The organism is Opitutaceae bacterium, assembly GCA_015075305.1.
Classification (GTDB): domain Bacteria; phylum Verrucomicrobiota; class Verrucomicrobiia; order Opitutales; family Opitutaceae; genus UBA6669.
In genome coordinates, this window is the sequence record JABTUS010000006.1 from 81,630 (window position 1) to 97,586 (window position 15,957).

General features: G+C 61.1%; 11 protein-coding genes. 6 read left to right on the forward strand and 5 right to left on the reverse strand.

Translation table 11 applies throughout. The features are described 5' to 3' along the window. Window positions 1-32: 32 nt before the first annotated feature. The 3 genes from HS122_12585 to HS122_12595 form a co-directional block, all read right to left on the reverse strand. Complete coding sequence (locus HS122_12585) at window positions 33-1,424, reverse strand: DUF1593 domain-containing protein (GenBank protein ID MBE7539235.1); 1,392 nt, start codon at window positions 1,422-1,424, stop codon at window positions 33-35. Between the two features lie 90 nt (window positions 1,425-1,514). Further along, window positions 1,515-3,692, reverse strand: a complete 2,178-nt coding sequence (locus HS122_12590) for a hypothetical protein (GenBank protein ID MBE7539236.1) — start codon at window positions 3,690-3,692, stop codon at window positions 1,515-1,517. Between the two features lie 35 nt (window positions 3,693-3,727). Continuing rightward, a complete protein-coding gene (locus tag HS122_12595; GenBank protein MBE7539237.1) occupies window positions 3,728-5,158 on the reverse strand; it encodes a C69 family dipeptidase in 1,431 nt (476 codons plus the stop codon). A 206-nt stretch (window positions 5,159-5,364) separates the two neighbouring features. Between HS122_12595 and HS122_12600 the strand changes: the two genes are divergently transcribed. From HS122_12600 to HS122_12620, 5 genes are all read left to right on the forward strand, one after another. After that, complete coding sequence (locus HS122_12600; GenBank protein MBE7539238.1) at window positions 5,365-6,774, forward strand: hypothetical protein; 1,410 nt, start codon at window positions 5,365-5,367, stop codon at window positions 6,772-6,774. Window positions 6,775-6,901: 127 nt separating this feature from the next. Further along, window positions 6,902-7,744: a hypothetical protein gene (locus HS122_12605; GenBank protein MBE7539239.1), complete on the forward strand. Its 843-nt coding sequence runs from the start codon at window positions 6,902-6,904 to the stop codon at window positions 7,742-7,744. After that, on the forward strand, window positions 7,741-8,436 hold the full coding sequence (locus tag HS122_12610; GenBank protein MBE7539240.1) for a hypothetical protein: 696 nt from the start codon (window positions 7,741-7,743) through the stop codon (window positions 8,434-8,436). The genes HS122_12605 and HS122_12610 overlap by 4 nt, the downstream gene beginning before the upstream one ends. Window positions 8,437-8,450: 14 nt before the next feature. Then, window positions 8,451-9,911 carry a sulfatase gene (locus HS122_12615; GenBank protein ID MBE7539241.1) on the forward strand — a complete coding sequence of 487 codons (1,461 nt, stop codon included), beginning with the start codon at window positions 8,451-8,453 and terminating at the stop codon, window positions 9,909-9,911. A 120-nt stretch (window positions 9,912-10,031) separates the two neighbouring features. Beyond that, window positions 10,032-12,539, forward strand: a complete 2,508-nt coding sequence (locus HS122_12620) for a LamG domain-containing protein (protein MBE7539242.1) — start codon at window positions 10,032-10,034, stop codon at window positions 12,537-12,539. A gap of 80 nt (window positions 12,540-12,619) precedes the next feature. On the opposite strand, the gene HS122_12625 is transcribed toward HS122_12620, so the two are convergent. Then, a complete protein-coding gene (locus tag HS122_12625; protein ID MBE7539243.1) occupies window positions 12,620-13,624 on the reverse strand; it encodes a hypothetical protein in 1,005 nt (334 codons plus the stop codon). 248 nt (window positions 13,625-13,872) lie between these two features. Further along, window positions 13,873-14,583, reverse strand: coding sequence for an SGNH/GDSL hydrolase family protein (locus HS122_12630; GenBank protein MBE7539244.1), 711 nt, complete (start codon window positions 14,581-14,583; stop codon window positions 13,873-13,875). A 248-nt stretch (window positions 14,584-14,831) separates the two neighbouring features. Between HS122_12630 and HS122_12635 the strand changes: the two genes are divergently transcribed. After that, window positions 14,832-15,914: a LacI family DNA-binding transcriptional regulator gene (locus HS122_12635; protein ID MBE7539245.1), complete on the forward strand. Its 1,083-nt coding sequence runs from the start codon at window positions 14,832-14,834 to the stop codon at window positions 15,912-15,914. The last annotated feature ends 43 nt before the right edge of the window (window positions 15,915-15,957 follow it).

Genomic DNA, 15,957 nt, shown 5'->3' on the forward strand with positions numbered 1-15,957 from the left:
CTGCGGCTTGCCGTCGTCCAGGACTTCAAGGATCACGTGCAGCGTCCGGGTGTCCGGGACATCAGGGGCGACAAGAAACTGGTGCAGCGGCCTTCGGGGTTCGCCAGCGCGATCTGTCCGTCAAAGGATCCTGGCTCGCGGTACTGCCACCATTTGTAGGTGAGCTGATCACCGTCGGGATCATTGGATCCTGAAGCGTCGAGTGAAACCGTTTCGCCGGAACGCACCCTGAGTTGGAGAACATGACGCGTGGCGTCGCCATTGACGTGGGCGACCGGTGCATGATTCGCCTCGCCGGGAGGCTTGACCTGCCAGTCGAGTCGCGCGGCGAAATCATTGCTGATGGCCTGGGCCCATCGACCGAGGCTCCATTGCATTTCGCGTTCCGGATCCGTCGAGCTTGGATGCTTGTCGCGGCCATCCACAAAAAAGTTTCGATGCGGATACAGTCGCATGCGCCGTCCACCCCAGCCACCCCACTCGGGCTGTTCTACATCGGTTAGACCAGGTGCGAGCAGGTGCAGGAATGTGGGTGAATCCCCTTCCTTGATGATGTACCCATGCAGGTTTGCGGTGCCTGCCTTGGGATAACGCGCGGCAAGCGGGCCATGACCTTCGAGCAGGTGCCGGCGCACCCAGGTTTCGTTGCGCAGGGACTCCGGCGCCTCGAGGCTCAACCCGCCTTTGACGACATTGGTGAAATCGAAAAACAACTCCGGCACATTCTTCCAGATCCAGACCGTGCCGGTGTCCTGCCAGTTGCTTTGGTGCAGTCGGATCTTTCGGATAAAACGTTCCGCTTCCGCCGGGGAACGCTCGCGACGGACTTTGCTGATGGCCTGGGCGAGATCGATGGAACCACCCCAGACGAGGACCCACAGCGGACGAGGATCGTCACGATCGACAGCCTCGATGATCTGCATGGCTCCGGCGGACTCTTTGCCTGATGCAAGCCAGGGCTCCGCGGGTTCGCAGGTTCGGGAGTCGAGGGTACCCGCGGGATAGGGGACCGGGAATCCCTTTCCCGCTCCGGCCCAGGTTCGAAGCATGCGAGCTCCTGCCCTCACAACACTCTTGAGATGTTCGGGGGTTGGAAACGGATAGCCAGGCCTGGCGTGCCGCTTCAAGGAATCGTAGACCCTGCCGTAGTCATTGAGGATGTCCACAATCCATTCCGGACGCACCGATCTATCCCCGAAGGCAAGCGAGGTGGCGACCAGACCCTCGATTTCAAACTCGTTGGCATAGGAAAGAAAGCGAATCATGGCCTGGATCTCGTCGGGATCCTTCCAGTAGTCGGTCAGCAGGACCACGCGCGGGCGCTCGGGTGAGGCGTGCTGAAGTTCGGCGGCACCGCGCGTCGGATTCAGAAATGCGACGAAGAAGGCGAGGAGCAGTGCAAGCGTTCGGTGCTGTGTGGACATGCCGGCTGTTGTGGTGAGCTTGTGAAGGTGCGTGCGTTGAAAATTTCCGCAAGGCGGCCGGGGCCGCGCGGAGTCGATTGCATGACGGGTTTATTTCGGTTGGACATTCTGAAGCAAGGCCCAGTCATGCGTGAGCGCCAAAAGCGCAGGCGGAGGGACGGAAATTCCTTGAATCACACCGCGCAGGCGCCCGTTCTCGCGCCATAGCGCCAGGTCCACCGGCTCGGTCAATTCCAGCCGGAAGTTTCCGGCCTCCACAAAGCGCAAGTCCGAGGCGGCCAGACTTTCCAGGTCCCCGTTCTTTGACAGCTTGATGGCGAATACTCCGGTGGCCTTCGCCTTGACGCGGAAAGTGCCGCAATAGAAGGTCGCGTCGATCGGATCGCCTGCGGGATTCTGCTCTCCCCGCGCCAGGAAAGTCGTGCCGTCGGTGAGCATCGACTGGTCCGCGAGTGGAGCAACCTCCACCCGGTAGGGAGCCATCGGGGCAGAGTGTGACTTTGTAAGGAACTGCACCACGCGCGAGGGTGTTGGATCGGAACCGGCACCATCGACGAGCGTATCGCTTTCGCTCCTTGGCACGCCATCGAACGTCAGGGTGCGGTGCCCGCGGATGAAGAGCTGGCTGTTCGATCGGCTCACTTTCCTGAGGAAGTCGATGCTGCTGTCGGGCTCGTATTCAGGATTCAGGAACACGAGCGCCTGGTATTTCTGGACGCCGAAACTGACCATGCCGTCCGGATCAATCTTCAATGCACCGGTCTGGATCTCAGTCGACGGAATCACGTCGGCCCGCACGCCGCGAGCCCAGAGATCCTCGGCAAAGTCCACGCCCAGGTCACCGAAGTGCGGCCCCACCCAGTTCACCGCGGCAGCGTGGCCGAAGACCACGGCGACGGGACAGTCCAGGGGGGTCTTCGAGACATAGTTCAAAAGCCGAACCCGGCTCTCCGCCCTCATGGCGGCCTTGTCTTCCAGCAGCCACCTGGGAGTGAGGAAATTCACCCGCCCGCCTGCGCGCGCGTCCCTCCAGATTTCCCAGTAGATCGACTCGGGATACCGTCTCTCGTGAAACTGATTGTACCACACGGGGCCCCCCATCTTTTTGGCGAGAGACGTCCGAATGGGCAGCGGCCATTGCTCATCGGTCTGACCGTAGTCCCGCGTTGCCTGCCACCAACTGTAACCGTTCTTGAAGGCGTCTCCAAAGGGCATGTGCCCCCATGTCGCATGCACGACGACAAACGCGCCGGACCCAAACTGGCGCTTCGTTTCCCGATAGAAGCTGTCCTCGATGCGACCGTTTTCCGTGAGCACCAGGCGCATGTAGCGGTTCACCGCCGTGAGCCGCTTGTCGCGTGCGCCGCCAATCCCGAGTGTCATGAGTACGCAGTCGCGCACGAATTCGCCGCCTCCGGCCTTCGCATACGCGGCAGCGATGTTGTCGGAATACCAGAAGTCCCCGTCCTTCGCGCCGTGATTGTACACAGGGGGAAAGCCCCACTCGTCCTTCATGGCGCCATCCATGCCGGTGTCACGGTACTGCTCGAGGATCTGCTTCTGGAACGGGATCAGCGCCGGGGAAAACACGTCCGGGGTCCGGTATTCGAAGGCCGCCGCGACGATCACCTCTTCTGCGTCCGAGGAAACCTCCACGACGATGCGCTCCTTCGATTCCTCCACAACGCGGACTCCGCTCTTCAGCTCCTCGAGATCCGATGCCAGGTTCTTCCGCGGGCCGGTCGCGCGCCAGACCCGCACCAGGCGTCCGCTGAGCAGCGCCTGCTCGCCCGTGTGGTCGCTCAGCCGCGAGGAGGCGATTTCGACGCGGATGGGATCGCTCCCCTTGAGGGGAAATGATCGGATGCGAAGCATCCATTGCTGCTGGTCAGGATGAAGTTTCTGAAACGCCAGCCGTGCGCGCCGGACATCGAGATCCACGGCCAGCCGGATGCCGCGGCTGTGGGCGTACTCGACGACACGCTTGACGTGGGCATGCGCCTCCGGGGTTGTAACATCTCGCGGTGACTTGGTGGTGAGAAATCCGAAGTTCGACTGGTCGGCAATCATGTCCAGCGACGCCTTGTAAGCGTCGGAGCCAGGCGATCCGGTGTTCCATGTCCAGATTTCGGGGGGCAACGAGAGAGGCAGTCGATGCTCGGCCCCGTGATTCGACAATTCGCCGGGCATCTGGACGCCGCCCGCGAGAAGCGCGGCCGCGAAAAGTGCAAGTTGAGCCAGCCTTCCAGGCACATGGGTCATGGCCATGAATTCGGAGCGGTGCGGTTGATGTCCTTCCAATTCTACAGGCCCGGCAGTACAAGTGCGTTTGTCTTGCTGGCTTCGCGAAGCGCGTCGATCTGCAGGTAGTCGACGCCAAATTCGAGAATCTTGGCGTCGAGCAAGGCGTGAAGCTGGGCGTACTCCTTTTCAATTCTGGCGCAGCACTCGCGGCTGAAGTCGCGCAGGAGCTGTCTCGCCTCGTCCTCGCGATTCGCGAGGCTCAGCCGTGTGACCTCATTTTCAATCCGCCGCGATTTTGCGAGCTCCCACTGCTCGGTTTCGCGGAATACGGCAGCCGCCAGTGGAGCGAGCTTGTTGTAGTTCAGGTCGCACTGGCGCTTGACCCTCTCCGCCCACCACCAGGGTGACTCGGCGTTGTAGATGTCCTTGCCGATGCCGTAGCTCTCGGGGACGGTGCGTCCGGCGAAGTAGAACGGCTTGAAGACATTGACGCAGGGCGAACTGAAGGATGCCCAATAGACGGAGCGGAGCAGCGGCGGGTTGTCCTTTCTGAGGTGGGCCACCATGCTGGCGGAGGTGCGCCCGTGATTGGGTCCGTTGTGCATGCACACCGTGGAGAACCAACCGTCGTTCGGCGACCACTTGGGCGCCTCAATGGTGCCCTCGTGATGACTGCGGTTGATCTCGTTCATGACGAGTTCCACGGTGATGCTGCCCTTGTGTTTGTGGAGGAGCGAGGAGACCTGGCACGCGCGATTGTGCGCCGCGGAATAGTCCTTGTCGGCGCGCGTGTAGCAGCGGGAGAAATTGAATGTCTCCTCCGAGGAGCACCATCCCTGCGCGATGGCGTGCTTGATGAGGTCGGGATGCGCCTCATCGAAGTCGCGCTCGATGGTGTAGATGTTGGAGATGGCGTAGACGTCGGTGACCTTCTTAGCGGCCCAGTATTTTCCCGCGGTCTCGAGCACCCAGGCACTGCTGGGATCAGCCACGATGAACGAGTTGCTGCCCCGGCCCTGGAGCTCGAGGTGGTCGATGATCACATGCATCGCCTCGTAGGCGGTCCTGCCGCGCTCGAGCGCCAGTCGAATCAGATCCATGCCGATGAGCCCCGCATTGGCCGGAGGAACCTTCGACTTGATGGCCTCATTGCCAATGGCCACACCCCATTCGTTGAGCCCGTGCTCGTAGCCGAATGTCCAGGAAAGCTGGGAGCCAATGTGCTCATAGGTTTCAGCGACCTGCGGGATCGACCGGTCGGTGCACTTGACCATCGAACCCTCGGGATGGCGGGTGCGTGGAAAGTAGACGAGCGGCTGGGCCTCCGTGATCTTTCGATCGCTGTTCTTGGCCATGATGACCGAACCGTCGCGCGTGGAGTTGCCCAGTGCGACCCAGGTGTCGCAGGCCAGGATCCGGGTTGAAAGACAGGCGGCTGCAAGCACGGCAAGCGCGTGCACGACGATGGAGCAGGAGTGACAGGTTTTCATGATGACTCGCATGGCATGGGTTGGCGGGACTGGGTGAGGGGTGGTTGAAATCCAGAAACTCGCCCCCAGCGGAGACTCCCGCGGAGCTTCAGGCAATCCTCCGGTCACTTGATCCATAAAGTGAAATTCGATCGCGCAAAGCTCCCATTCTTCCATGATCCTCGGATCGACGCGACATCGTGTCCGAACCGACATATTTTCCATTCATGACCACGCTCTCCCTGTCCAGAACCCTTGCGACTCTGCCTCCCGCCGCCGACGCCGTGCCGGTTGCCGCGGTGGCGAAACTTGTCGTGTTGGACGATGACCCGACGGGAACGCAGACGGTTCATGGCGTGCCTGTCCTGACAACCTGGGAGACTGACGCGCTCGAGCAGGCGCTGAGCGGGCCTGAGCCCTGTTTCTTCATCCTGACGAATTCCCGGGCGTTTCCGGTGGAGCATGCCTGCCGGATCAACCGGGAGATAGGCCGCAGGCTGGCGCAGGCTTCACGGAATGTGGGGCGCAGCTATTCGGTGCTGAGTCGCGGAGACTCCACACTGCGAGGGCACTATCCGGCTGAAACCGATGCCCTGGCGGAGGGGCTTGGGATTGTCTGGGACGCCACGCTGATCATACCCGCCTTTTTCGCCGGCGGGAGGCTGACGATCGGAGACGTTCATTATGTCGCCGATGTCGACCGCGACGCGCTGACGTCGGTGGGCGAAACTGAATTCGCCAGGGACAAGTCGTTTGGTTTCCGGTCATCCAATCTCCGAGAGTGGATTGAGGAGAAGACTGCGGGGCGGCACCGGGCGGCGGATGTCGTTTCGATCTCCATCGAGGACCTTCGCTTGCGCGGGGCCGCTCGCGTGGGCCAAAGGCTGCTCAGCGTTCCGCACCGCGGCGCTGTGATTGTCAATGCCGCTGCTCCAGCGGACCTGGCGGTTCTGACTCAGGCTCTCGTCGACGTCGAGCGCTCCGGGCGGCGTTTCCTGTTCCGCACTGCCGCTGACTTTGTGGCGGCCTATGCAGGCATTTCCAAACGGCCACTGCTCACCGCTGGTGAACTCTCGGACTCGAGCGGGAAAACCGGAGGACTGCTTGTGGCCGGGTCGTATGTCGGCAGGACCTCCGCGCAACTTGATGCGCTTGCAACCCGGTGCCTGAATCTGGCAAAGATCGAAGTCTCCGTCGACGACCTGCTCAGCGATGAGCGGTGCGAAAACGAAATCGCGCGATGTTTGCAAAGGGTGGATGAATTTCTCACCGCGGGCCGAAGCGTCGCGCTGTACACGAGTCGCCGCCTTGCGACTGGACGTGACGCCTCGGAGAATCTGTCGATTGGCGAGCGCGTTTCCTCGAGCCTGGTGCGGATTGTGCGGGGAATCGGTGTGCGCCCGCGATGGCTGATTGCGAAAGGCGGCATCACATCGAGCGACATCGCGACGAAGGCCCTGGGCATCCGCCGGGCCACCGTGCTGGGTCAGGCAATTCCGGGAGTGCCCGTGTGGCGTCCCGGGGAGGAAAGCAAGTGGCCCGGCCTACCCTATGTCATATTCCCCGGCAATGTCGGCGGGACCGATGCACTCGCCCGATTAGTTGAATCATTGGATGCCGCCCGGCTCATGACATAGTTCCGGCGCGCCGTCCCAAACGGCTCGAAGCAAATTCCTCGAATCGAGGCTGGACAGGTCAATTGAGTGTATGATCTCAGTGGTGAAACAATGATGAAATAGTGCATGTGTTTTTGAACTTGATTTGATGCGTTTCACGTCTCAATTAGCATCGGATGTTCGTTTCCCGATACGTTGCTCGGGGAATGAAACGAATAAGATCTTCAAGTCTGAAATGAAATTAGGTGGCTGCATGCAAATGGCCCGACTCTCCATGGTGTTGCGCGGTATTGCGGTGGCGACTGCGATCCAGACTTGCCTGCCGGCTGAAGATGCAGGAACAGCGCTGGAGCCGGTCCGTTACACGGGCGGTGAACGAGTCGACGCCAGTCATGATGGCGCGCTGCGTTATGCCGTCGGTGCGAAGAACTGGCAGGCTTTCCGGGCCAATCGCGCCCATCCGGAATCATCCGACGGCTACGGCTACACCTACAACCACGCGCCGATGATGGCTTACTGGGACAGCCGCTTCTACATCGAGTACCTGAGTTCGCCGTTCCATGAGAACAAGGGCCCCATTCACAGCCTGCTGATGTCGTCCGCTGACGGCGTGCATTGGGACAAACCGGTCGAAGTGTTTCCTTTCTACAGGATGCCGAACGACGACATGGCCCAGATGCACCAGCGCATGGGCTTTTTTGTTTCGCCCAGCAACCGGCTGTTTGTCCTCGGCTTCTACGGACTTCCCAACCGTCCGAACGACGGACGCGGCATAGGGCGAGTCGTGCGCGAAGTGCATGCGGACGGATCGTTCGGGCCGATCTATTTCCTCCGCTACAGCCGGCACAACGGTTGGAACGAGACCAACACGACATTCCCCTGCGCCGCTACAACGGCTTGGACAAGGCCTTTGGTGCGCAATACAACCGCGCGATTGCCGAGGGAAACGGCAGGCCTCCCGGAGAAGGTTTCTGGGTCACGTACAGCATGAACAAGGAGGACATCTGGGTGGCCCGCGTGCCCGTGCCCGTCACCGGCACCGTCACGCAACCGGTCCATGACACCTTTGACAGCGGCACCCTTGAGGACCTGCCGTGGAATCTTCACAGCCCGAAGTGGGTGCCGGTCACGCTTGCCGATTTGCCGGACAAGAGCGACCGCAGCCTGCAGCTGAGCGACGCCGATCCCGCCGACTACGCGCGCGCAGTCAGAGTCTTTCCCGAAACCAAGCGGGGCGTTGTGCGATTCAAGGTTTACCCGCATCAGTCCGACCACGGGCGGCTGGAAATCGAACTGAACGATCGCCATGGCAACGCTCCGATCCGGCTGACCTTCGACGAGCAGGGCCGGATTACGACGATGTCGAGTGGTATGCTTGAGACGGCTGTGCTCACACGTTACGTGCGCAATGCCTGGGTCGATGTGGAGCTCCGCTTCGATGTCGGGAAGGATTCCTTCGATGTGGTGATCGACCACCAGCCGCTGCTCAGCGGGGCGGAGATCCTCGATCCGGTGCCCTCGCTCGAGCGCCTGTCATTCCGCACCGGTCCGTTCAATGAGCATCCCACGCTGCGCGATCCGAAATCGCCGGGCGAAGATTTTCCCTCCGGAGACGAAAGGGTGCCGGAAGCCATCTTCAATCTGAACGACGTGGCAGCGGGTCCGGCGCCGAAAACGCCCTGATTGGGAGCCCTGCCATGCAGACGCGCCACAAGCTGCCTGTCCCTGGTCGAATTCCGGTCGCTTTCCTGGCCATCATCGCGCTGGGCATCCCGGCCAGTGCGTGCTCGGCGGCACCCGCAAAACCCACAAATTTCCTTTTCATACTGGCCGATGACATGGGTTGGAACCAGACCGGTTATGGCGGCTCGAAGTTTTATGAAACTCCGAACATCGACCGCATTGCGCGTGAAGGCATCCGCTTCACTCGCGCATACTGCGCCGCGCCCATCTGCACGCCATCGCGCGCCGCGATCCTGACCGGCCGCTATCCGGCGCGGATTCACCTGACGGAATACATTCCGGGCGACCCATACCCGTGGGCCAGGCTGCTGGGGCCGGACGAGGAGAAAATGCTCCCGCTGTCCGAGATAACGATCCCCGAGATGCTGAGGCCGAAGGGCTACGTTTCGGCGATGATCGGAAAATGGCACCTGGCGAGGGACTACAACTACGCGCCGGGCCGCCCGGGCGAGCCGGCTTCGCAGGGTTTCGACGTCGAGCACCTGACCGTCAAGCCGGAGCAGGACTCAAACCCGAACAACGATGCGCATCATGTCGTCGAGATCACGAACGAGGCTGTCAGGTTCCTTGAGGCGAATCGTGAGCGGCCGTTCTTCTGCTACGTTGCCCACAACGTCGTCCACAGGCCGATCATGGAGCACGCCGGCCTCATCTACAAATATCGCGAAAAGCAGGACTCCGACCTGGCGGTCAACAATTCGATCATGGGCGCGATGATTGAGCGCATGGACACCGGCATCGGCGTTCTTCTCAGGAAGCTCGACGAACTCGGTCTGTCCGATCACACCGTGGTCGTCTTTTTCTCGGACAACGGCGGCTACGACAAGCTGCAGTCGCAGGAGCCGCTTCGCGGCGGCAAGTCGATGCTCTACGAAGGCGGCGTGCGTGTGCCCATGGCGATCCGATGGCCCGGCGTCGTGAAGCCAGGCACAATCTCCGATGTGCCGGTGATCGGCTGCGATTTCTTCCCGACTTTCGCTGAAATCGCCGGCGTCACCTCGTTCCCGGAAAAAGTTGATGGTGTCAGCCTCGTTCCCCTTCTGCGCGAGCGTCGAGCACCGTCACGCGACGCGCTTTTCTGGCACTATCCGCACTACCACCGCTTCAATTACCAACCTTCCGGCGCGATCCGGGTTGGCGATTACAAGCTGATCGAGTGGTATGAACGCTCGCTCACCGGCGAGCCGCACCCGGTGTCGTTGTTCAACGTCGAGGAGGATGCCGCCGAGCGCAACGACCTCGCCGAAAGAATGCCCGATCTTGTCCAGCAGCTTTGGGCTCGTCTGCGGCAGTGGCGAAAGGATGTCGGGGCACAGGAGATGACCATCAATCCGAATTTCGTTCCTGCCCGCGCGCTGCACTGGAGCCAGAAGGTCGATCCAAACAGCGCCACGTCGATCGGCCAATACTACTAAACGATGCGGTTTACCGACGATCGTGTGTTCTGCAAAGGAACCTGCCGCGATGACTTTGCCTGTGTGCCCGCGAACTCTTGCGAGCTGAATCACCCACGACCCATCCTGAATCCAGAAAAAATGATGTCCAGTCACATGCTCGCCCGTCCGTTCCGTGCTCTCGTCGTCCTGTTGTTCGCAGGCGCGGCGATTTCGATCCGTGCCGCCGAGACTGTCGCCCTCTGGGCTTTCGACGAGCCGTTGGGCCTTTATCCCAGCAGCGCGCTGGCCGACCAGGGCCATCATGAATACTTTCTCGCGCTTGGGCCGGGGGGGAGCATCGTGCCCGGCCGGTTTGGTCGCGCCTTGTCAACGATCGAGCAGCCGCTGTCGCCCGGGAGGGTTTCCCGTGAGGCGTTTGCTCAGCACAAGGGTGAAGTCGCAGCGACGGCTGATACGGAAGGCGTCCTGTTTGGGTTGATGCAACTGGCCACGCCTGCCGGCCGCACGGTTCCTCCGCTCAGCTGGATGAACGCGCGCTTCACCGCCTTGATGACCATGGGGGAGAATCACCTGCGCAAGGAGAAGCCGGCCCCGAATCCCACCGAGACAGGACTCAATCTCGGAGCGTTTGACTGGACTGTGGAATTCTGGCTCCAGCCATCCGCTGGCACCGGGTTGAATGCGGACGGCGTGGTGTTTGAAATTGGCGAAGGCCCGCGCGGAGAAAACGACCATGTGACAGCACTTCGGCTGAAGTCGGATAGGAGCGGCTTCACCTTCATCAATCAGCCGGCGGCGGTGAAGTTGGACATTCCCTCCGATGCGGAGGCGTTGAAGAAAGCCGGCGCGTGGGCTCACCTGGCTTTCGTGTACAATGCGGAAACGCAGAAACTCAGCCACTATGTCGACGGCCGCGCGGTCGGCGCTCCGCTGCCAGTCCGGCTGCAGGCGCTGGCGATCGGCGCCGAAGCCTACTTCAGCCTGGGGCGCGACGCCCGCTGGGAATCGCCGCTGCCGGGTGCGCTCGACGAGCTCCGGGTTTCCCGCGGCCAGGTGTACACTGCGGCTTTCACGCCGCCTTCCAGCCTTGTGCCGAACCCGAACCTCGGCGCGCCCGCAGTCGCTCCCACGATTACGCAGCCTCTCTTGTTCGCTGACACCGCTCCAGGCGGTACGGTGACGGAGCTTGGTTCGCGCAAATACCTGTTCGTCGACGATGCACTTTTCCCGATGCACAAGCAGGTCAGGTTCGTGCCGACTCCACCACTCCGTGAAGACCTGGTCTTTGAAGTCAAAGGATCGTTCCGCAAACACATGGTCACGGTCGACGACGGCGCGAACGGCATCCGCCTGTACGCCCCGATTGGCAAGGAGGACCAACTGGGCGTGTTTGTCTCAAGGGACGGCATGCATTTCGAGACGCCGTCGTTGCCGAACGGCACGAAGGAGAACCCCAATATTGCGACGTCGTTTTCGGCCGGCACGCCGTCTGTGTTCCTCGACCCACTCGCCCCGCCGGCGGAACGGTGGAAATTGGTGAGCGGGGACGAATGGCATGGCATCTTCCTCGCGGTGTCGCCTGATGGCTTTGTCTGGAAGCGAAGCCCGACCGCGGCGCTTTCGGCCCGATCCGCCTCGCAGACGAACATGTTCTACGACGATCAGCGCGGTGAATACATTGGCTACCACCGGACGGACATGGGGCGAAACACTTTTGGAAGGACTGAACGACGCTTCGTGGGAACGATGGTCAGCAGCCTCAGGACTCCCTGGCCGTTCCATCCGCTGACGGGCGAGGACTACGACCGGATCGCCGCCACGACGCGCCTGAATCCCATGCAGCCATTCTACTTTGACAATGGTCCGTTGACGCCCGGGGGCCTGGGCGCCGAGTACCCGTTCATCTTTGAACCGCGCGACGGCTTTGATTCCCCCGGGGTTGATCTCTACGTCCCGAAGGCGGTCAAGTATCCTTGGGCGCCGGATGTCTACCTCGCGTTCCCGTGCATTTATTACCATTACGCGGAGACGAAGCCTGCCACGCGAAGCATTCTCGGTGAAAAATCGCACGGCCGTGGATCAGGCCCGATTGAAACGCAGCTCATGACGAGCCGCGATGGGCTGAATTGGAAACGCCACCCGCGTCCGGTGTGGCAGAACGTAGGCATGGTTGACGGCTTCGACATCCATCAGAATTACATGGGGCAGGGCATGGTGCGGCGAGGCGACGAGATCTGGATGTATTCCTTCAACAGCGAGGAGTACCATTCGCCCTTCGGCAGCCATGGCCGCCGGGGCATTTTCCGCACGGTCCAGCGGCTCGACCGGTTCGTCGCAGCCGAGGCGGCCTACGACGAAACCGGCGTGCTCACCAGCCGGCCGTTCACATTCACCGGGCAAAAGCTGGTGCTCAATGTCGATACCGGAGCATCGGGCTTCATCCAGGTGGGATTGCTGCACGGCGACGGGATGCCGATCAAGGGCTACGACGCGGACGACTGCGTTTACGTCAATGGCAACGAACTTCGCTATACCGTCGAATGGCTCGACCGCGGGGCAGACCTGTCAGCGTTTGCGGGTCAGCCCGTGCGCCTTGTGATTCGCCTCCACGGTGCCCGACTCTATTCGCTGTGGTTCACGGAATGACGCATCCAGGAGGTGGGCATAGCCTGGATTCAGAAATCATCCAGACTTCACCTGCGTGAAGGGCAGGGGCCGAGATGGACTCATTCCAGATAGGCGGCGTAGAATCGGATGCGCGGGGCGTCGATACCGGTGAAGTGAATTCGGAGGCGGTAGGCCTGATTGGGACACCGGATCACGGCGCCACCGGGCCAGGCAACCCGCACGTTCAGGCCGGATGTGGTCACGATGGCGGCGGCAGAACCGGCATAGCCCGGGATGGGTGCGCCGAACTTGTCGATGAGCTCCACGCGGAGGTTTGCAGTCTCCGAGAGGCCATCGACATTTAGTTTGAGCTCAGCGGGACTGGAATTGGTCAGAGGTTGTGATGTGAACTGGCCGCCGGCAGGGATGGGGTCGCGGAGCAAAAGTGCGGCAAACCGGTCGCGGGGGAAAATCGCGACGCCCACGGCACCGGGCTGACGGATTCCACCTGAGACGTCCCACGAGCCATGGTAGACGTAGGTCTGTTCGCCAACATTCTCAAAGCCCTGGCCGTTGAGCAGGCCGCGGGCGTCCCAGTCGGTATCGCCGCCTGCGGGAATAAACACATGATCCGCCACGGGCTCGCGGAAGTGCACGCCGTCGTTGCTTATGAGGAAACCAAGATCGAGGCGTCGCTCGACGGTGGCTGCAGCGCCATGCCAGAGGCCGTAGGTAGCGAGCAGGACATTGCGCCGATTCCACACGGAGGCGGGCTCGTGGGGCTCGTGAAGGGTTTCGCGAACATTGCGGTAGCCGTAGCGCTGGAACGAATAGGACTTGTCCTGCGACCAATGGATGAAGTCTCCGGACCAGTGGGTGACCATCGTGCGCCGCACGGCGGTTCCATCGGGTTGAAAGACATCGGGCGACAACTCCTGGCTGGCGACGCAATAGATGCCGTTGAATTTGTAGAGTCCGCCGATTTCGAAATTGTTGCGCACGGTGAATGGAACTTCGGTCTCATCGAACCAGGGGTTTTTCGGCGAGGGAATGGCGAGGGTCCAGGTGAGGCCGTCGGCGCTGAAGAAGGGCAGGATGGTCGAAGGGTTGTTGCCGGCGGGCATTCCAGTGGGCCTGGCGCTCGGCGGCACTTGGGTAGTAGATCGTGTACACGGCCATCTTGTAGCGACGGGAGGGATCCGGGTCGTCAGGCTCGTGCAGCACGAAGCAGACGAGAGGCTCCATCTTTGCCATGTCGATGCCCGAGGGCATCCCGACGAGGTTGTTGTGTCAGGATGATGATATGGAGAAGATGGGGCTTCATCGGATGGGATAGGCTTGCCGTCTTTCCCGCGGGAAGACGGGGTCGGGTTCAGGGGTGGGGGAGTTGCGTCCGAATGGTGGCGACCACCGCTTTGGAAAGTTCGCGGTAGCCTTCCGACGTGAAGTGAACGTTGGCGCGAAGCTGGATCTGCGCAAGGCGGGGAAATGCAAAGGCGTGCAGATCGTCGACAGGCACCTTGGCCGCGGTCATGACTTTCAGTGCAATCGCGTTGTAGGCGACGACGTCGGTTTCCACGCGGTTGCTGGTACGGATCGGGACCGGCGTTGTCATTGCGAAAACGAGCTTCGCTCCGGATGCTTTGAGTCGGGCGACCAGCGTGCAGAGGTTGCGCTCGTAATCGGCAATGGGTACCTGCACATAACCGCCTTCGACGCGCTTGAGGTCGTGAAGGCCCCAGTTGAAATGGATCACGTCCCAACGGGTGGTCCCGAGCCATTCATCGAGCAAGGCAAGGCCGCGGATCGTCGGTCCGCCGTTGTCCGGTATGCGATGGACGTTGGCGACGCCGCGGAGGGAATCGCGCACGAATGGTGTGTAACCGAGAGATATTGAGTCGCCGATGAGAAGAACGCGTGGAAGACCGGGCATGTCGGTGACGGGCGCCAGCGCCTCGGCGAAGTCATGCCTGAGCTGGGGTCGTTCGGCGCGAGCCTCGGCAGCGAGCTCGTTCGCGGGGATGGCGGATGCGGCGAAGGGTGAGAACAAAGCTGCAACGTAGAGCAGGGTGGAGGAGGTCATGGGCTTGGAGAGGATGGTTCCTGACGACGCCGGTCCAGCCGAACGGCACGTGCTGATCGCCATAGAACCGGAAGCCGGACAGCACTTTCCAATGCTCGCGACGCACGGCATGCAGGAGCTAAGGCTCTACAAATGGGAAGCTTGAACGGAGTGTTTTCGGCAAATGAATAAGTCATGAATTATGGAGGCCAGTCGAGGTATAGCATTGCGCGCCATGGACATCTATTGAATGTTATTGAAAATCTTCAATGAACAAACCTGTAACACTGGCCGATGTGGCGAAAGCGGCGGGGGTGGCTGTTGGTACGGCGTCCCGGGTCCTGAATAACTTTACCGATGTCAGCCCCGACTCGCGCCAGAGTGTCCTGGAGGCTGTTGCCCGATTGCGCTATCAACCCTTGCGCAAGCGCAAGAGCAGTGGTGCGCGTGGCAGCGTCGACCAGCGCAATTGCACGATTGGCCTCGTGCTCCTGGGCATGGATGACACGCTGCTGCATGTGCCGGTCCTTGCGGAGGTGCTGCACGGTGTCGAAGCGGCGGTGACCCAGCTGAATGGCAACCTCCTTTTTGCCAACCTGCCAAACGCCGATCGTGTGCCCGCCCTGCTGCAGGGCAATCAAGTGGAAGGACTGATCGTTAAGGCGTCTCAATACGGAACCTTTCCCGATATTTCCAAAAATTTGCTGCTCAAGAGCATCCTGCGGTTTCCGCTCGTTTGGGTGTGGGCCAAGCCGGACAAAGTCCCGGGCGATCTTTGCAGTTACAACCATGAGCATGCCGCCCAACTCGCAGCGCGTCATCTGCACGAGCGTGGCCACCGGCGCGTCGCCTTCCTGAATCCAAAAAAGGGCAAGTTGTCGCTCGAACACATCAAGAAGGAATTCCAGTTTGCCTGCGCCGAGCGGGGTATGGAACTCACGCTTTTGGAATCGGCGAGCCAGGGTGCGGCTGTATGGCCGGAACCAGCGTTCACCGGGCCGGAGAGGTTCGCCGAGCTGGTTGATCAGTGGATGGCAGCCGGCCCTTCGCTTCGCGCGACTGCAATCTTCGTGCCTGCGGACAATTATGCCGTGCATTTCTATACGGCGCTGGAAAACCGGGGCCAGCTGGTCGGGCGCGATGTCAGCATCATTTCCTGCAACAACGAAAAATCGATCACTCGCGGATTGAAGCCTTCGCTTACCACCGTTGATGTCGGTGCACAAAGGATTGGGAGCAAGGCTGTCGAGATGCTCTTGTGGCGCATGCGGAACCCACTGGACGATTCCGTGCAAACTCTGCTTTTCGACACGACTCTGGTGCCCGGGGATTCCGTGATTCAACTGAGCTGATGTCTTTCATCTGGGCTCAGGAAGACACGACAGGCCGAAAGCG